The 18,230-nt window shown below is 61.1% G+C and carries 18 protein-coding genes; 7 read left to right on the forward strand and 11 right to left on the reverse strand.

What is annotated here, in order from left to right; translation table 11 throughout:
• Positions 1-73: 73 nt before the first annotated feature.
• Complete coding sequence (locus ACR9ZN_RS29555; RefSeq protein WP_481273899.1) at positions 74-310, reverse strand: hypothetical protein; 237 nt, start codon at positions 308-310, stop codon at positions 74-76.
• Between the two features lie 433 nt (positions 311-743).
• Entirely contained in the window at positions 744-953 is a 210-nt protein-coding gene (locus tag ACR9ZN_RS29560; RefSeq protein WP_434955179.1) for a cold-shock protein, read from the reverse strand.
• A gap of 510 nt (positions 954-1,463) precedes the next feature.
• Here ACR9ZN_RS29560 and ACR9ZN_RS29565 point away from each other — a divergent pair.
• The 3 genes from ACR9ZN_RS29565 to ACR9ZN_RS29575 all read left to right on the forward strand — a co-directional run bounded on the left by ACR9ZN_RS29565 (position 1,464) and on the right by ACR9ZN_RS29575 (position 3,516).
• Complete coding sequence (locus ACR9ZN_RS29565; RefSeq protein ID WP_481273900.1) at positions 1,464-2,003, forward strand: hypothetical protein; 540 nt, start codon at positions 1,464-1,466, stop codon at positions 2,001-2,003.
• A 305-nt stretch (positions 2,004-2,308) separates the two neighbouring features.
• Positions 2,309-2,653, forward strand: coding sequence for a hypothetical protein (locus ACR9ZN_RS29570; protein WP_481273901.1), 345 nt, complete (start codon positions 2,309-2,311; stop codon positions 2,651-2,653).
• Positions 2,654-2,823: 170 nt separating this feature from the next.
• Positions 2,824-3,516 (forward strand): alpha/beta hydrolase, encoded by a 693-nt coding sequence (locus tag ACR9ZN_RS29575; RefSeq protein WP_481274405.1) that lies wholly within the window; start codon positions 2,824-2,826, stop codon positions 3,514-3,516.
• Positions 3,517-3,625: 109 nt separating this feature from the next.
• On the opposite strand, the gene ACR9ZN_RS29580 is transcribed toward ACR9ZN_RS29575, so the two are convergent.
• Positions 3,626-4,066, reverse strand: coding sequence for a baeRF12 domain-containing protein (locus ACR9ZN_RS29580; RefSeq protein WP_434955183.1), 441 nt, complete (start codon positions 4,064-4,066; stop codon positions 3,626-3,628).
• A gap of 434 nt (positions 4,067-4,500) precedes the next feature.
• Here ACR9ZN_RS29580 and ACR9ZN_RS29585 point away from each other — a divergent pair, with 434 nt between their 5' ends.
• Positions 4,501-4,722: a hypothetical protein gene (locus ACR9ZN_RS29585; protein WP_434955184.1), complete on the forward strand. Its 222-nt coding sequence runs from the start codon at positions 4,501-4,503 to the stop codon at positions 4,720-4,722.
• A 21-nt stretch (positions 4,723-4,743) separates the two neighbouring features.
• Here ACR9ZN_RS29585 and ACR9ZN_RS29590 read toward each other — a convergent pair whose 3' ends face one another.
• A complete protein-coding gene (locus tag ACR9ZN_RS29590) occupies positions 4,744-5,157 on the reverse strand; it encodes a hypothetical protein (protein ID WP_481273902.1) in 414 nt (137 codons plus the stop codon).
• Here ACR9ZN_RS29590 and ACR9ZN_RS29595 point away from each other — a divergent pair.
• On the forward strand, positions 5,140-5,484 hold the full coding sequence (locus tag ACR9ZN_RS29595) for a hypothetical protein (RefSeq protein WP_481273903.1): 345 nt from the start codon (positions 5,140-5,142) through the stop codon (positions 5,482-5,484). The genes ACR9ZN_RS29590 and ACR9ZN_RS29595 overlap by 18 nt on opposite strands.
• 306 nt (positions 5,485-5,790) lie before the next feature.
• Positions 5,791-6,300, forward strand: coding sequence for a Ros/MucR family transcriptional regulator (locus ACR9ZN_RS29600; protein WP_434955187.1), 510 nt, complete (start codon positions 5,791-5,793; stop codon positions 6,298-6,300).
• 328 nt (positions 6,301-6,628) lie between these two features.
• Here the strand turns inward: ACR9ZN_RS29600 and ACR9ZN_RS29605 are convergent, their stop codons facing one another.
• The 7 genes from ACR9ZN_RS29605 to ACR9ZN_RS29635 form a co-directional block, all read right to left on the reverse strand.
• Positions 6,629-7,627, reverse strand: coding sequence for an NAD(P)H-quinone oxidoreductase (locus ACR9ZN_RS29605; protein ID WP_441771201.1), 999 nt, complete (start codon positions 7,625-7,627; stop codon positions 6,629-6,631).
• 195 nt (positions 7,628-7,822) lie between these two features.
• On the reverse strand, positions 7,823-8,557 hold the full coding sequence (locus ACR9ZN_RS29610) for a GntR family transcriptional regulator (protein WP_434955189.1): 735 nt from the start codon (positions 8,555-8,557) through the stop codon (positions 7,823-7,825).
• 330 nt (positions 8,558-8,887) lie between these two features.
• Positions 8,888-9,805 (reverse strand): succinate--CoA ligase subunit alpha, encoded by a 918-nt coding sequence (gene sucD, locus ACR9ZN_RS29615; protein ID WP_454812881.1) that lies wholly within the window; start codon positions 9,803-9,805, stop codon positions 8,888-8,890.
• Complete coding sequence (gene sucC / locus ACR9ZN_RS29620) at positions 9,805-11,004, reverse strand: ADP-forming succinate--CoA ligase subunit beta (protein ID WP_454815946.1); 1,200 nt, start codon at positions 11,002-11,004, stop codon at positions 9,805-9,807. Before sucC ends, sucD begins: the two co-directional genes overlap by 1 nt.
• Positions 11,005-11,175: 171 nt before the next feature.
• Complete coding sequence (locus ACR9ZN_RS29625; RefSeq protein ID WP_481273904.1) at positions 11,176-13,326, reverse strand: acetate--CoA ligase family protein; 2,151 nt, start codon at positions 13,324-13,326, stop codon at positions 11,176-11,178.
• 410 nt (positions 13,327-13,736) lie between these two features.
• The gene (oxlT, locus tag ACR9ZN_RS29630) at positions 13,737-15,044 is read right to left on the reverse strand and encodes an oxalate/formate MFS antiporter (RefSeq protein WP_434955193.1); all 1,308 of its coding nucleotides are present in this window, start codon (positions 15,042-15,044) and stop codon (positions 13,737-13,739) included.
• Between the two features lie 558 nt (positions 15,045-15,602).
• The gene (locus tag ACR9ZN_RS29635; protein WP_434955194.1) at positions 15,603-15,740 is read right to left on the reverse strand and encodes a hypothetical protein; all 138 of its coding nucleotides are present in this window, start codon (positions 15,738-15,740) and stop codon (positions 15,603-15,605) included.
• Between the two features lie 642 nt (positions 15,741-16,382).
• Here ACR9ZN_RS29635 and ACR9ZN_RS29640 point away from each other — a divergent pair.
• The gene (locus ACR9ZN_RS29640) at positions 16,383-18,140 is read left to right on the forward strand and encodes a thiamine pyrophosphate-binding protein (protein ID WP_454812888.1); all 1,758 of its coding nucleotides are present in this window, start codon (positions 16,383-16,385) and stop codon (positions 18,138-18,140) included.
• Positions 18,141-18,230 lie beyond the last annotated feature (90 nt).

Below are 18,230 nucleotides of genomic sequence, written 5' to 3' on the forward strand. Positions count from 1 at the left end.
CCGAGGGCAATTGCATAGCATGAATTTGGCCTGAGGGAATCCCTGGCACCTTGAGTGCGAGCTTTCGTCTAATTCAGTTTGAAAGGGTCCCAAACGGTAAATCGAGCGATCGAGCTATCAGCATGAGACATAGATCTCGCCTCGATTGCATCATCTCATCGCCCATTTTTCTTCGGATGGTGGATGCTGCAGCAAGGGCTATGCGTTTTTTGGCTCCGTGATCGTCGTTTTCCAGTTCCTCGGTAATCGCGCCAAATAATGCAGTCAACGTTTCGACCTGAACCTGCAGGGTCACGATTTCATCGCTCATGCGACTTGCCTCCCCATTCCACTATCTCCGCATTCCTGACGTGACGGTGGCGTGAAAGGCTATCGGGTTAGGATGGCTCCGAAGGCGATCAAAGCGGCTTTAACCCACTGAAATCACTGGACTGCTCAGATTTGAGCATACCCTTCAAGTATCTGCGGTTTGGGGCAGACATCTTGTTCGCCGCCCGGCGGGATCCCGTCCAAGCAGGGAAGTGCTCACCCCGGAACATTACGCGAACTTCCGGCTCCTGCAGTCGAGTTGCGCTAATGAATTTCCCCCGACTTTTCATGCCGTTATCTGAGGGGATAGCGCCAAGCGCGGGGAGGGCGCAAAGGCACTCACCGCTTCCCCACTTTGTGCCGTTTCCACGGATTTCGTTTCAGATTTGTTCCCTCTGGCCTTCGGGCCAGAGGGCTTTCGCGCTTCAGAGGCCTTATTTGGCCTGCAGGTTATCTGCCGACAGCTTGCCGGAACGGCGATCTTCAACCAGCTCATAGCTGACCTTCTGGCCCTCCTGCAGGGAACGGAAGCCAGCACGCTCTACGGCGCTGATGTGAACGAAAACATCCTTCGAGCCGTCATCCGGCTGAATGAAACCATAGCCCTTTTGCTCGTTGAACCATTTGACCGTTCCAGTGCTCATGTCGAATTCATCCCATAAAGAAGCCTTTCGGCGCGTCGAACTTATACCCCCCGATCGGCCTCATGAACAGGTTGCATTCTGGCTTTTGGGCTGGAGAGGGAGGGCGCTCCCTTCACACGGGAGGTGTCGGCAGTTCAAATCCCTCCCTCGGATTTGAACCGTCCTACCATCCCCGAACCGCCGCCGTTCCCACGCCATAGGCGATGCTCTGTCGGTGAGAACGAATGAAACGCTCTCACGCTACCGCCAACCTGGCCGAAGTGATGCTCTCATCCAGGGGCAGATATCCAGTGATATGGAGCAGGCATGGCTCGCGTGCTTGCCTGCGGTGGACAGGCATGCTGGCGATAAAAACGCAGAACAGGTCGCGCGGTTCGTTAGGTGCCTATCCACTCGCTTATTCGTTTTCATTCACGATGCGGGCGGGGCTTGCAGAACAGGGCGAGGCAACGCATGCTTCCTCGAGATTGAGGCGAAGCTGCAATGGGACCTGCGTCTAAGACTCTTGCCTTGAGCATCGTGATCGTCGCCCTTTGCTCATCGGCAGGCGCCGCCGCGGAAGCGGTAGTCGATGCTTCCTGCCAGCCGCTACTCGAGGCCAATGACAAGCTAGGGTCACTTGAGCAGTTTCAGGTCGTCAGAGACCTGAAATACTCCGATGGAAAGGTGGTCCATGGTGAGCTTGTCGTGATCGGAACGAAGGCCTACCGACGCAACAATCCCGGATCGAAATACGTTGAAAGCAATTTCGTATTCAGGCGGGATGGGCTGCCAAAAGAGGCCATCCATTCCGATTGCGTCCTTGCCGGTTCCGAGCGCCTTTTGGGCAAGGACTACGACATATGGAATTATCAGTTCAGCTACGCGGATGAAAAACCGAATGCCCGGCAGGCGCTAGCCTGTCACACTTGGCTGGATCATCAAACGGGGCTGCCCCTCAAGCGCCGTTGCTCTGCCTCACAGCCCGATAGCAGGATTTCCGCAGTTTCGCTTTTTTGGAGCTATCGTCGGGGTTTTGAGACGCCGGCCGTCGAGGCGCCGCCGCCGTAGAGCGGAAGGGAGGCCGGCATCGATAAGATGTCCGGTAAAAATTACCGTTTCTACCGGCGTTGAGCGATCGAATGCACCTTCGCTGGACAACAGGAATTACTTTGACGGTGCACCTTCGTTTGCCCGGAGCTTGCCGAATGGGCGCGCCCGTTCAAATAGCTTCTTCTTGGTCGCCGCAAGACGTGATGCCCGTGAAGCGAACCTCGTCCGCAACTGGTTGTTCTGGCGTCTTTTCCCAATCTGAAAAACCTGCCGGCTTTCGGCAAAAGATGCGAGACTGCCATCCGGAACGTCGGGAGCGCGCGATGAAGGGCGGCAACTGGCTTGCGATAGGCGGACTGCTCATCGGGGCGGCGTCCTTGCTGTGCAACGGGCCGGTGCAGGCGCAGGGCTATGATGCCTGGCTCGCCTGGCCCGACGACTACAAGCGCGGCTTCGCCCTGGCCATCGTGATGGAACAGCTCTCGACCTGCCTCGGTGAGGGCTGCAGCCTTACACGCCACCGCAGGCAATGCCTCGCCGGCGTGACCGACAAGGCGGTGGTCGAACTGCTTGAGCGATATATGGGCCGCCATCCCCAGGCCAGGTTGCGCCCGGTCAATGTGACCCTGAGCCAGGCACTCTCCGAGTGGTGCGGTCCGGCCCCCTAAGGGGTGCCCATGGGGTGACCTGAAAATCGCTGTCCAGGTCCTTCGAGGGCACGTTCCGGCAATGCCCGTTACGAAACTGCGTTCTTCCTTGGCGTCATTTCATGCATGGCCGATCCGAAAGCGCGATAGAATGGCGCGCGCAAGGGCACTCAGCACAGGTGAGGCATATGATGGCTAAGGATACGACGATTGTGCTCGTCCATGGCTTCTGGGGCGGCGCGGCCCATTGGGCCAAGGTGATCACGGAACTCACGCGCCTGGGATATGACAAGGTCCGTGCGGTGGAACTGCCGCTCACCGGCCTGGCCGATGATGCCGAGCGTACCCGCAAGATGGTCAAGCAACAGGAAGGCAAGGTGGTGCTGGTCGGCCATTCCTATGGGGGCGCGGTGATCACCGAGGCCGGAGGCCTGCCGAATGTGGCGGGCCTGGTCTATATCGCCGCCTTCGCGCCGGATGCCGGCGAGAGCCCCGGCGCGATCAGCCAGCAGAGCCCGCCCGAGGCGTTCCCCAATATCGCGCCGGACAGCGATGGCTATCTCTGGATCAAATACGACAAGTTCGGCGAGAGTTTCTGCCAGGATCTGAGCGCGGAGGAAGCCAGGATCATGGCCGTCACCCAGAAAGCGCCATTGACCTCCACCTTCGGCGACAATGTCACCACACCTGCCTGGAAGGCGAAGCCGGTCTGGTATCAGATTTCCAGCCATGACCGCATGATCGCCCCCGACAACCAGAAGCGCATGTCCGCGCGCATGAACCCGCGCAAGGTCATTACGCTCGAGGCCAGCCATGCTTCACTCGCCTCCAGGCCGGTGGAGGTCAGTCAACTGATCGACGAAGCCGCAGGCGCGGTTGGATAGCGGCATCGCCGGAGAGATGAGGAAGCGGGCGGGGAGGCTGCTGCCTCTCCCTTGCCAGCTTGGTGTTCCGGACTCAGGCCAAGTTCGATGGCATCGGATGGCGGCGTGGCTAGTCCCGCAGCATCTTTGCGATATCCTCGATCGGATGCGAGGTCAGCTGTTTGGGAATTTCGCGGCTGATGCGCTCCACCACTTCCTGGTGGAAGGCTTGGCGGAGGTCGCCGAGCACCTTGGGTGGGGCGACCACGATCAGCTTGTCGAACTGGCCGGCATGGGCGCGTCGATACAGGATTTCGGCGAGCCCGGCCGCAAAACGTTCCTCGCCCAGCCGATGCCAGTCGGTCTCCTTGATGGCGCTGGTGCGGCCATTGGTGCCGGTGCCGGTACGCCCCGGCTGATCGGTGCCCTGTTCGCGTGTGGCGGGATTGTCTTCCTGCAGGACCTGGTCGACGGTGAGACTGGCCTTGTTGCCACGTCCGACCTGGCGCAGAAAGAGCGCCTTCCTGCCGTCTCCGACCAGCACGAGGGTGTTCTTGTCGTCTAGGATCATGATTGCACTACCTCTCTGTAAGGGGAATGCATCCAGGCGCTCAAATGTTCCTGTCTCAAGCTCAGGATGCTGGGCCCTCGGCTGGGCAACAACCCCAACGCCTACCGAACGAGGCTCCTTCGATGCGATGTCGTTTCGATCCGAGCGGCATGGAGATCAGCCGCGGGGACCGGATAATGTCGTAGCGTAAGGGGTAACGAGCGCTTCCTTGCATCAAAATGGAAGGCATTCTTACAGATTGCTTCCCGTATAACGCCCAGATTTTTTACATCTTACGATAATACTTCATCTTTTTGAACCAAAATGTATCGTCATTTCTTGTATCGGAGAGCCGGAATTTCAAAAGACTGCTGTGCCATTTCGCACAGAGCGGAGCACCGGTCCGCTGTCATTGAGAGGTATCGGAAGCCTGTCGTGACAGAGGGAGTGCTGCCATGCCTCGCGACGAAACGCTGTTGGACTTCACCGAGGAAAATCATCGCCTCCGCCGCGTCTCGCGGGGCGATGCTGGTCGACAGTTCCATTTCTCCATCTGCATCGTCGCCGTTCTGGCAATTGCGATCCTGCTGACCGTGATCGTCGAATCCGCCACCTTGAAGAAAAGGCCGATGTCGGGCCCGGGCCGCTCGGTATCGCTCACCCAATCGCTGCGCTAAAGCGTTTTGCGATTTGACGGCTCAGGCCGCGAGCATGCGCGAAAACAAGCTGGACAGCAGGCGGCATAGAGGTTGCGGTTCGTGTTCGCCCGCGGCGATGGCGTCGTCGACGACCCCGTGCATGCCGTCGAACAGGACGAGCGCCACCGCGCGGCTGTGCGGAACGGTCCAGACACCGGCGGCGCGCCCCTCGTCCAGCAGGGCGACAAGCTGGGTAATCACGGTATCCTTCTCGCGCGATTGCCGCTGGTTGTGGGGGAAGTCGTGGAAGACCACGTCGTGCAGCTGGAAATTGACGAGATAGGCGGCAACGGCGCCGCCGATCCAGGCCGAAAGCCGGGCGACATGGTCGTTACGGGGGGCCAGACATCGACGGCCGCTGCTCCGCGCGCGCGGTCCGGCGCCGCATCCGCAACCATGAACGCTCTGCGCCAAGGCGGCATGACCATCGGTATCGCCCTGCTCGGCACCATGATGGCTGGCCGCGCGGTGGCGACGATGGCGCAGGCCTTGGCTGGAGCCGGTGTCACGTCTCCGCTGGCGCTGGCCAGTCTTGCCGTGCGTCGGCATGAGATGCCGGCCGGCTTGATCATGGCTGAACACGACTTCCGGCACGTGCTCGCTCGTGCCTTTGCGGACGGGTTCTGCCTAGCCGTCGTCGTCGCCGGCCTTGTCGGTCTGGCGGCGGTCCTGGTGCTGGTGCTTGGCTCTCGAACCGGTGTGCAACGCTCCGAGCCGCTTTCTGCCCTCGACGATCTCTAACCGCTCTCTGACGAAGGGAACCTGGCGATGGGCTGGTGGAGGGGGCGGGGGAGCGCCGAGGGCTACTTGCTCAGAAAAAGAGGTCGGATGACCCGAATCCCGCAACCCAATGCGCCGACGCCAGTTAGCAGAGGAAGCAAGGCGATCATCTGTGTTGTTGCATGCTCAGTAAACCAAGGCATGTCTGAGGAATGAGGAGAGATGGTATTTGAGCAAATATTCCCGGTTTATCTATGCCGCTGCCTCAATATGTCGCGGTCTTTGGATGCCGACCCAGGCAGAGATTCCTAACTATAACGAAATGTAATGTGCTTTTTTGGCCCAACGTGGCAAAATGCTGCTTTCGTCAAACGTAACGCGGGGATCATTTCGGATATGCAGGAAGCTCACAATAATTTAATCGATATTACGGTGGATATCGTCGCAGCTTACGTCGCCAATAATTCTATTCCGACGGACGGATTGCCATCTTTCATATCAATGGTTCACGACAGCCTGTCTAAGCTGCGGGAGCAGCCAGTAGTCGAAGAAGCCACCCCGTTGCGTCCAGCTGTACCAGTACGCAAGTCGGTTACGCCGGATTTCATCGTCTGCCTGGAAGATGGCCAGAAATTCAAATCGTTGAGGCGGCATCTGCGCAGCAAATACAATATGTCGCCGGAGGAATACCGTAGCAAATGGGGTCTTGCGGACGACTATCCCATGGTTGCGCCGAATTATGCTGCTGAACGCTCCCGCCTCGCCAAGGCCGCTGGCCTTGGGTCGCTGCGTTGGGGGCGCAGCACGCCGCCGGCCAAGACCGCCAAGGCTGGCTGAGGGGCTCGCCTTATCTCGAGTTGATGGCTGGAACGGTCCCGCGAGGGACCGTGCCGGCTTTTTTGCGTTTTACCGAAGAGATGATCGAAAGACGGGATGAGGCCCCGGCCTCATAGTCTTGCCGCAGCATGAGGACTTCGGACCTGCGGAAAAGAGCGGATACGATCGGGCTGAATTTACGAGAGCAAAGTGCGATTTCTCTGCACCGTACTTTTACTCTAACTCTTTGTTTCCCAGCCAATCCGAAGGATTGACTGGGGCCTTTTTGCGATTCCAGGTGATTTCATGAAATCGCAAAATGCTTTGGCGGTGCGATGAACCGCCGGGCTCACACGGTGAGCACGATCTTGCCGCTATGGCTGCTGCTCTCCATCAATGCATGGGCCTTGGCCGCTTCCGACAGGGGGAAGACGGCATGGATCAGCGGGCGGCAACGCCCTTGCGCCAGCAGGGGCCAGGCATGCTCTTCCACCGCGGCTGCGATGGCCGCTTTGGCTGCCACCGACTGGGCCCTCAAGGTGGAGCCCATATGGCTCAGGCGCTTGGTCATCAGCCGTACGAAATCGACCTCGACTTTCGAACCCTGCAGGAAGGCGATGTTGACGATGCGCCCTTCCATCGCCGCCACCTCGTAATTCTTGGCGATGTAGCTGCCTCCCACCATGTCGAGAATGACATCGGGGCCGCGCCCGCCCGTCGCCTGTTTGACGGCCGCGCTCCAGTCCTCGGCCTTGTAGTCGATGGCAACATCCGCGCCGAGCTTGCGGCAGGTCTCGCATTTCTCGGGAGAGCCGGCAGTGACGATGACGGTGGCGCCGAAGGCCTTGGCCAGCATGATGGCCGTGGTGCCGATGCCGGAGGAGCCGCCGTGAACGAGGAGGGTTTCGCCGCTCTGCAGGCGGCCGCGCTGGAACACATTGTGCCAGACGGTGAAGAAGGTTTCGGGGATGGCCGCCGCCTGGATCATGTCGAGGCCGGCAGGAACCGGCAGGGCATGGCCGGCATCCGTCACGGCATAGGGCGCATAGCCGCCGCCGGGCGTGAGGGCGGCCACCTTGTCGCCGATCTTCCAGCGAGCGGCCTTCGGTCCGACGGCGACGACCTCGCCCGCAACCTCGAGACCGGGCAGATCGGAGGCGCCCTTGGGCGGCGGATAGGCACCGGCGCGCTGCAGCACGTCCGGGCGGTTGACGCCAGCGGCGGCGACGCGGATGAGGATCTCGCTCTCACCGGGCTGCGGCACCGGGCGCTCCTCGGGCACCAGCACTTCGGGGCCGCCCGGCCGGCTGATGGCGATGGCGGTCATGGTGGTGGGCAGGTCGGGCATGGTCGATTCCGATCGTTTGAGGGGAGGGGACCGATCGCAAAAAAGCTGCTTTTGATCGGCCTTTCCCAGAGCAAAGTGCGTTTTTAAAAAAAAGCCCTTTTGCTCTCACTCCCTGTTTCGACGCGTCTTGGTTTAGACGCGTCTTGGCGGTTCTCGCTCGCTACCTTACGGTCGCAGGGCGCTTTGGCCGGGACGTCAGTCGAAGATGCCTTCGCTATGCTTGGCGACATAATCGGCCAGGCCCAGCGTGTGGTCGCGGGCATAGGCCTCGGCCTTGGCGATATCGCGCTTTTCGAGGGCCTCGATGATGTTGAGGTGATCGACGATCGATTTGCTGGCGCGATCGTCGCGGCCGATGGTGATCTGCCGGATGCCACGCACATGCAGTACGAGGTTCTCGGTCATCTCGGCCAGGATCTGCGAGCCGGAGAGCTCGATGATGGTCTGATGGAAGCGGATATTGGCGGTCGAGTATTCGTGTGGATAGTCAGCCGGCTTATGAGCTTCGTTGAACTCGTGGAAGATCGTGCGCAGCCGCGCGATTTCCCGGTCGCTGGCGCGCTGGCAGATCAGGCGCACCGCCATGCTTTCCAGCGCTGCCCAAGCCTGGATCATCTCGATCACCTCGCGCTTGGTTTTTTTCAGCACGATGATGCCCCGCCGGGGCAGGGATTTGACGAAGCCCTGCTGCTCGAGCATTGCGATAGCCTCGCGCACCGGCGTCCGGCTGACACCAAGGCGTTCTGAGAGCTGGCGCTCGTCGATCCAGGTGGGGTCGGGCGAAGAGTAGATGTCCATATGGGCGATGGCATGCTTGAGCGCGGCATAGACTTTGGTCTTGTAGGTCTGTTCCGGAGAGAAACGTTCCAGCACCAGTTCGGGGGTGGATTCGTCGGCGATGGGCCAACGCGCTTGAATCTTGGGGGCCACGAACTCTTCCTCTCTCAAAACGCCTATATCGACCGGATAGTGCCATGCTCTTCATAGCGCATATACGCGATCCGGTCTTGCATTAGGTATACCTAAAACGGCCTATAAGTCGCCCTCAAGCCGATGACGCCCGGACCGGAAGAGCGATTCTCGTTATTGTTGTCCTCGTGGCTTCCTCGTCGCAGTCTGTCGCTGTTTCATCGTCGTGTTGGCGGCGGGATCGCAATGCTGCGCACCCGCCGCCGGAAGGAAAGACCCATACCGCCCGGGAGAAGGCGGTATGGTGAATGTCGGGGGACCGGCATTCATGAGTGTTTCGGGAGCACCGTGTCAGCCCGTGGCTGCCTGGCGGCGGCGAGGCGACCAGTCGTTCAGCAATTCGGTGAGCGTGGTACCGAGGCGAGCGGGGGATGGGGATACCCTGACGCCAGCGGCTTCGAGCGCGGCGATCTTGGAGCCGGCATCGCCCTTGCCGCCGGAGATGATGGCGCCGGCATGGCCCATGCGCCGTCCGGGCGGTGCGGTGCGGCCGGCCACGAAGCCGACGGTGGGCTTCTTGCGCCCGCGCTTGGCCTCGTCGATCAGGAACTGCGCCGCATCCTCCTCGGCCGAGCCGCCGATCTCCCCGATCATCACGATCGAATGGGTGTCGGGATCGCCCAGGAACATCTCCAGCATGTCGATGAACTCGGTGCCCTTCACCGGGTCGCCGCCAATGCCCACCGCCGTGGTCTGCCCCAACCCCTCATTGGAGGTTTGGAACACCGCCTCATAGGTCAGCGTGCCCGAGCGCGACACGATGCCCACCGAGCCCTTCTTGAAGATGTTGCCCGGCATGATGCCGATCTTGCATTCGTCCGCCGTCATCACACCCGGGCAGTTCGGCCCGATCAGGCGCGACTTCGAACCCGACAGCGACCGCTTCACCTTGATCATGTCGGCGACCGGGATGCCCTCGGTGATGCACACGATCAGCGGGATCTGTGCATCGATGGCCTCGCAGATCGCATCGGCCGCCCCCGGCGGCGGCACATAGATCACGCTGGCATCGGCCTGCGTGACATGGCGCGCCTCGGCCACGGTGTCGAACACCGGCAGGCCCAGATGCTGCGAGCCGCCCTTGCCCGGCGAGGTGCCCCCCACCAGCTGCGTGCCATATTTGAGCGCCTGCTCGGAATGGAAGGTGCCGTTCTTGCCAGTGAAGCCCTGGCAGATCACTCGGGTTTGCTTGTTGATCAGGATCGACATTACTTGGCTTCCCGCACGGCTTTGACAATCTTCTGGGCGGCATCGTCGAGGTCGTCGGCAGCAATCACATTGAGGCCGGATTCACGGATGATCTGCTTGCCGAGTTCGACATTGGTGCCTTCGAGCCGCACCACCAGCGGGATCTTCAGGCCGACTTCCTGCACCGCGGCGATCACGCCCTCGGCGATCACGTCGCATTTCATGATGCCGCCGAAGATGTTGACCAGGATGCCCTTCACTTTCGGATCGGCCGTGATGATCTTGAAGGCCGCCGTCACCTTCTCCTTGGTGGCACCGCCGCCGACATCCAGGAAGTTGGCCGGCTCCTCGCCATAGAGCTTGATGATGTCGAGCGTGGCCATGGCCAAGCCAGCCCCGTTCACCATGCAGCCGATCGAGCCGTCGAGGGCGATGTAACTGAGATCGTAGCGCGAGGCCTCGATCTCCTTGGGATCCTCTTCCGACTCGTCGCGCAGCGCCACGATGTCGGGATGGCGGTAGAGGGCGTTGGCATCAAAGCCCATCTTGGCGTCCAGGCATTTGAGCTGGCCGTCCTTGGTGACGATCAGGGGATTGATCTCCAGCAGCGCCATGTCCTTGGCCACGAAGGCGGTGTAGAGCTTGGTGGTCAGGCTGACCGCCTGCTTGGCCAGGTCCCCGGAAAGCCCGAGCGCCTTGGCGACCGCCAGGCCGTGATGGCCCATCACCCCGGTGGCCGGATCGACCGAGAAGGTCACGATCTTCTCCGGCGTCTCATGGGCCACCTTCTCGATGTCCATGCCGCCCTCGGTGGAAACCACGAAGGCAACGCGGCTGGTCTCGCGGTCGACCAGCACCGAGAGGTAGAACTCCTTCTCGATGTCCGAGCCGTCCTCGATATAGAGCCGGTTGACCTGCTTGCCGGCCGGACCGGTCTGCACCGTCACCAGCGTGTTGCCCAGCATCTCCTGCGCACTGGCACGCACATCCTCGATCGACTTGGCCAGGCGCACACCGCCCTTGGCATCGGCAGGCAGTTCCTTGAACTTGCCCTTGCCGCGCCCGCCCGCATGGATCTGCGACTTCACCACATAAAGCGGACCCGGAAGCTCCTTGGCCCCCTTCACCGCTTCCTCAACCGTCAGCGCAGGCACGCCCTTCGATATGGGCAGGCCGAATTCCTTCAGGACCGCTTTCGCCTGGTATTCATGGATGTTCATTCTTCTTGGACCTCGTCGCTGTCATGGGATGGTGCCTGCCGGTCATGAGGCATAGTTCCGCCATTCCCGCGATCCCGATGAGGGAGCACAGGCTGGATGGGCTGTTCGATTGAGGGAAGAGGGGGTGAACGACGCCGGCGCGGTGCGCCGACGTCATCAGCAAGCTTGGCCTCAGAGCAACCCAGCCCCGCGAGCCCATTTATATTTGGCGCCGAGCACTTCCACCGGCAGCTCGGTGGAATAGGCATAGGCTGGCACGCCATGGGCATAGAGATATTCGGAAGCTTCCTCGACCTGTACGTCGCCGGCGAGGGAAGCGACGATCGGCTTTTCGATGCCGCGAGCCTTCATCTCTTCCTTGGCCTCGATCACCAGCTTGGCGAAGGTCATCGGCGGCGTGATGATGGTGTGCCAATAGCCCAGGATGATCGAGTGGATGCGGTCGTCTTCCAGGCCGAGCTTGATGGTGTTCTTGTAGGTCGAGGGCGGTTCCCCGCCGGTGATGTCGACCGGATTGCCGGCTGCGCCGAAGGGCGGGATGAATTTGCGGAAGGCCGCGTCGAGATCATCGGGCATCGACATCAGCGACAGGCCGTTGTCGACACAGGCATCGGAGAGCAGCACGCCCGAGCCGCCGGCGCCGGTGATGATGACCACGTTTTCGCCCTTGGGCGTCGGCATAATCGGCACGCCGCGGGCGAATTCCAGCAATTGTCGCAGCGAACGGGCGCGGATGACGCCGACCTGCTTGAAGACGTCTTCATAGATGCGGTCATTGCCGGCAAGCGCGCCGGTGTGGGAACTCGCCGCCTTGGCGCCGGCCGAGGTGCGGCCGGCCTTGAGCACGATCACCGGTTTCTTCTTGGAGACGCGCTTGGCGACTTCGGCGAAGGCGCGGCCATCCTTCAGGTCCTCGCAATGCTGGGCGATGATCTTGGTGTTGTCGTCCTGCTCGAAGAAGGTGAGCAGGTCGTCCTCGTCGATGTCGGATTTGTTGCCGAGGCCGACGATGGCCGAAACACCCATCTTGGCCGAGCGCGAGAAGCCGATGATGGCCATACCGATACCGCCCGACTGGGAGGAGAGGGCCGCCGAGCCCTTCACGTCGTAGGCAGTGCAGAAGGTCGCGCAGAGATTGGACGGGGTATAGTAGAAGCCATAGATGTTCGGTCCCATCAGGCGGATATTGTATTTGCGCCCGATCTCCTGGATCTCGCGCTGGCCCTCCTCATTGCCGGTTTCGGCAAAGCCCGAGGGAATGAGTACGGCGCCCGGGATGGCCTTCTCGCCGCATTCGATCAGGGCGCCCGCCACGAATTTCGCGGGAATGGCGAAGACGGCCGTATCGATGGTGCCGGGCACATCCTTGACGCTCTTATAGGCCTTGTAGCCCAGGATCTCGTCGGCCTTGGGGTGGATCGGATAGATCTGGCCCTTGTAGCCACCATTGATCAGGTTCTTCATCACCGAATTGCCGATCTTGCCATCCTCGGAGGAGGCGCCGATCACAGCCACGGCCTCGGGGCGCATGATGCGGTTCATCGCGGTAACGATGGCCTCCTGCGAGGGCCGGGGGCGGGATGGCCTGACCTCGAAGTCCACCACGATGCGGACGTCGGCCGCGACGGCACTATCCTTGGTAGCGAAGACCGGATTGAGATCGAGCTCGGTGATCTCTGGAAAATCGGTGACGAGCTGCGAAACCCTCGCCAGCGTGTCGGCGAGCGCATCGTGATTGACCGGATCGCCGCCGCGCACGCCCTTGAGCATCTCGGCAGCCTGGATGCCGTCGAGCATGGACAGAGCCTCGTCACGGTCGATAGGCGCCAGGCGGAAGGTGATATCTTTCAGCACCTCCACCAGCACGCCGCCGAGGCCGAAGGCGACGAGCTTGCCGAAGCTGTCGTCGGTCACGGCGCCGATGATGACTTCCTGGCCGCTCTTCAGCATCTGCTGGACTTGGACACCCTCGATACGGGCATCGGCCTTGTAGGCCTTGGCATTGGCGAGGATCTTGTCGTGGGCGGCTTCGGCTTCGGCCGCGGAGGCCACCCCGACGATCACGCCGCCGGCTTCGGTCTTGTGCAGGATGTCCGGCGAGACGATCTTCATGACGACCGGAAAGCCCATCTCGCCTGCGAGCTTGGCGGCCTCGGCGCCGGAACGCGCCAGCCCCTCCTGCGGCACGGGAATGCCGTAGGCGTCGCAGACGAGCTTGCCTTCTGGTGCGGTGAGGCTGGTGCGGCCGGATGCCTTGACGGCATCGAGAACGGCCCGGACATCGGCCTGGATGGAATGCGCGGGTTTCGCCTGGATGTTCATGGGGGTTTCTCCCTGGTCGTTGCCGGTTCGAAGCGTCGTCCTATCGGCGAGAATTCGAATTGCTGGTATCTGGTATGCCAGATTTGAATTTGTCAAGCCCGGTCTTGGCTGTCGTGCGAGGCCTAAAGCAGGCTTTGAAGGAAACGCACTTTTGCTCGAACTCTTTGTTTGGGCTTGTCTTTGCGAATCCCGACAAATCCGGCGGGCGGCAAGTGCTTGAGTGCGAAGAACCGTATTCGGTTCTTGGCCGCATGTCGGAGGATCCAGGGCCTCAACGCCGCTGGAGCACCATGTCGCGATCGTGACGAAGAGTGCAGCCTGGGATCGGGTTCGATAATCCCGGCCGGTGCCTGTCGGCGGCACCGGCTTTTGATGATCGGACGTGGCTGTCGATGCCCGCCACGCGAGGGTTATGCGGCTGCGGTGCTCGCCGGCTGTTGCAATTCGTGCTTGCGCACCACGCCCGCCCGCCAGGGCTTGAGCACCCCGATGGCGAGGACAGCAGCCAGGATGTTGGCACCGGCTGCGATGAGGAACACCAGGTCCCAGCTACCGGTCTGCTGCTGCAGGACGTTGGCGAAGGGGACGAGCAAGGCGGCCGTTCCCTTGGCCGTGTAGAGCAGCCCGGCATTGGTGGCCGCATATTTGGAGCCGAACGTATCCGTGCAGGTCGAGGGGAAGAGAGAGTAGATCTCGCCCCAGGCGAAGAACACGAAGCCGCTGAGCAGCACGAACCAGACCGGGTCATGGCCGAATTTGTACAGCAGGTAGATGCCGACCCCTTCCATCGCAAAGGCGATGAACATGGTATTCTCGCGGCCGATCTTGTCCGACACCCAGCCGAAGAAGGGACGGGTGAGGCCATTGAGGATACGATCGAGCGTCGCGGCGAAGGTTACGGCTGTCATGGTCAGGCCGAACAGCGAGACCGGGATGCCGTCGAGCTTGAGATCGGCACCGATGGGCTTGAGGTTGGCGGTTACCATCAGGCCACCGGCCCCGACGATCACGAACATGAAGTACATCAGCCAGAAAATTGGCTGGCGCAGTACCTCGGTCGGTGCGAAATTGCGGCGGGTCTGCACGATGTTCTTGTTCTGCACCGGAGCTGGCACCTGGCCGCTGCGAGGCGTGTGCATGAATAGCGCGAAGATGATGACGATGATGCCTTGGCCGAGGCCGAACCAGAAGAAGGCAGCCTGGAACCCGTCATTGGCGATCATGGCCTGGATGGGGGCCACGGTCAGGGCCGAGCCGGCGCCGAAGCCGGCTGCGGTGATGCCGGCCGCCAGGCCGCGCTTGTCCGGGAACCATTTCAGCGCATTACCTACGCAGGTACCGTAGACGGCGCCGGCCCCGATACCAGCGATGATCTGCCCGAGATAGAATAGAGAAAGCGAGGTGGCGTAGGAATTGATCACCCAGCCGATGGCGCAGAGCGCGCCGCCGAAGACCACCACGAGTTTCGGCCCGTATTTGTCGACGAACCAGCCTTCGACCGGCACGAGCCAGGTTTCGAACAGGACGAACAAGGTGAACGCCCATTGTATCGCGGCCCTGTCCCAGCCGAACGTTTTCTGGATGTCGGGAACGAAGAATGTCCAGCCATATTGAAGGTTGGCGATCATCACCATGCAGACGACGCCGATTGCAAGCTGTGTCCAGCGGAAGGCATTGGATACCTTCGGCAGGCTTTCCTCTCCTTGCGACCCTACCATTGCAGTCCCCCTTGGTTTTTGTTGGAGGTTGGACGGAGCTCAGGCTCCATTAAGCAGGTTGTGAGGGCATATTGGTATCTTGCATGCCAGTTGGCAAGCGTCGTTTTTCATCGACGCATGCCGAACGGCCCCGGAAGAGACGTCTTCCAGGGGGCTTCAGCACGGATGAGCAGGAAAGACGATCGGCATCAAGTTACGGAAAGAACTGAGATCTTCGTTCCGCGTACTTCGATGGCCGGCGCAGTTGCGAATAGATCAAAAAAAGTTGCAGGGAAGCAGTCGCAACGCTGCCCCACGTCGTAAATAAGGTAGGAATAGTCGATTCTTAGATATAATCTTCTGGCATGCCAGATTCGGATTTGCTCTCCAGACAATGCGTCTGGCTGCGCCGAAGGGGTGTGATCGCGTCCACCCGGCCCACGCTTTCGACAATTGGAGAGAGGGCCTGTCAATCGAGTGACCCGCCAGCGATCCCAGTCGAATCGTTTTCACCAGCGCGGTCTCCGGGACCATCGTGCCAGGCCATTGGCGAGGCACGGCAGCGACGATCCAGAGTATTTAGAGGCCGAAGGGTTCGCGGGAGCCGGCGCGGATATCGGCCTGGGCCATCTTCATCAGGAAGCCCGAGAAGGCAGTCCAGATACGGGCCGACAGCGGACGGGCGGCGGGGCTACGGGACAGAGCAGAAGTGGTCATGGTCGTTCTCCGCGTTGGGGTTCGAGGAAAGATCTTTTGTTGCTGCGAATCTGGCATGCCAGAGCCCAGATGGAAAGCGCCGATGTTGCATTGCAGTCATGCGCTCTTTGCAATGCGAAGTAAACAACCGCCACTTACCTCCAGGCCGTCAGTGTCCCTGTTGGGCGGGGCGACATAGGCTGAAACTGGTTTAGGGCCAGCTCCATACTAAACACGAAAATTCGAGGCTTTCTTATAGCCTTTACTGCATCGCGGCATGAATTCGCTCACACCATCATGACGCGACCCTGGCTGCAGAGACGGTCTTTCAAGCCGGCAAAATCGTGCTTCCCTGCTGCCGTAACTCCACGCGATTTTCGCTTGGAGTTGAACATCAAGCCATTGAAATAAAAGAGAATTCATCTTTCCTCATGGCAGTGGAAGAGGCCGATGCCAGCCGCCACGCAGGCCGGAAAATTCGGATTGACACTCTGGTATCTGGCATGCCAATGTCGAGACATACGGCATGCCATGGCGTCACTCCGCCAAGTAGAAGGCGATATCGGCACAGTTGATCCCGTCCATTCCTATGCGATGGGCAACAAGCCGGCCGATGCTTTCAGCGGCATATCGTTGCGAAGAACAACGGGAGGAATTGCCCCAATGGCAACGGTTACAGCACTGCAAAAGCCCGTGACCACGACGGCCGAAGATACGCTCAAGCAAAAAGCCCGCGACGGCAGCGTTGTCTCCGGCGGACATCTCGTCGCCAAAGCGCTCAAGGCCGAGGGCGTCGATACGATCTTCACCCTGTGCGGGGGGCATATCATCGACATTTATGACGGCTGTCTCGACGAAGGCATCCGCATCGTCGACGTGCGTCACGAACAGGTTGCCGCCCATGCCGCCGATGGCTATGCGCGCCAGACCGGCAAGCTCGGCTGCGTCGTTACCACGGCCGGTCCAGGCTGCACCAATGCGATGACCGGCATCGCCACCGCCTTCCGTTCGGAAAGCCCGGTTCTGCATATTGGCGGGCAGGGTGCGTTGACCCAGCACAAGATGGGGTCGCTGCAGGATCTGCCGCATGTCGACATGATGAAGCCGATCACCAAATTCGCCGCGACGGTCTCCTCCACCGAACGCGTGGCGGACATGATCTCGATGGCGGCGCGCGAATGTTTCGCCGGTGCCTATGGCCCGTCTTATCTCGAGATCCCGCGTGACGTGCTCGACCGGGAAGTCTCCCTCGACCGCGCGGTCCTGCCGGCCTCCGGCAGCTATCGCGCCTCGACCAAGTCGATCGGTGATCCCGCCGATATCGAAAAACTCGCCGATATCCTGGTTGGCGCCGAGCGCCCCGCCATCCTCTATGGCCAGCAGGTCTGGACCGGCCGCGGGCAGGATGAGGCCATTGCGCTCTTACGCGGGCTCGACATTCCCGGCTATTTCAACGGCGCCAGCCGCGGCCTGCTGCCCCCCGGCGATCCCCACCATTTCGACCGCACGCGCTCGCTCGCCTTCGCCAAGGCCGATGTGCTCGTCATCGTCGGCACGCCCTTCGATTTCCGCATGGGCTATGGCAAGCGCATCAGCAAGGACTTGAAGCTCATCCAGATCGACATGGATTACCGCACCGTCGGCAAGAACCGCGACATTGATCTCGGCCTGGTCGGCGATCCCGGCGCGATTCTCGGTGCGGTGCTGCAGGCGGCCTCCGGGCGCATGGACAAGGGCAAGCGCCAGCTGCGCCAGCAGTGGATGCAGATGCTTCAGGATGCCGAAGCGGCGGCGACCGAGAAGCTGATGCCTCTGTTCCTCTCCAACCAGACGCCGATCCATCCCTATCGCGTCGCCTATGAGCTCAACGAGTTCCTCGGCGAGGACACCATCTATATCGGCGATGGCGGCGACGTGGTGACGATCTCGGCCCAGGCCGTGCGTCCACGCGGACCGGGCCAGTGGATGGATCCGGGCGCGCTCGGTTCGCTCGGCGTCGGCACCGGGTTTGCCCTGGCGGCCAAGCTCGCCAACCCCAACAAGGAGGTGCTGTGCTATTACGGCGACGGCTCCTTCGGCATGACCGGCTTCGACATGGAAACTGCCGATCGCTTCGGGGCGCCCTATCTGGCCGTCATCGGCAACAACTCCTCGATGAACCAGATCCGCTATGGCCAGGTTGCCAAATATGGCGAGGAGCGCGGCAATGTCGGCAACAAGCTCGGCGACGTGGCCTTCTCGAAATTTGCCCAGATGCTCGGCAATCACGGCGAGGAAGTCCGCGACCCCGCCGAGATCCAGCCGGCGCTGCGACGGGCCCGGGAGGCCATGGCCAAGACGGGGCGCTCGGCGCTGGTGAACATCTGGGTCGATCCGAACGAATACGCGCCAGGCACCAAGAACCAGACCATGTACAAGTGAGACCGCGGGATGGCCGGCCAACCTTGCGACAGGTGCCCGGCCCGGCCATCCCGCTCCCTCGCCATAACAGATGATATTTCCGAGGAGGGA

The sequence above is a fragment of the Labrys sp. HAY1-8F genome (genome assembly GCF_056754975.1).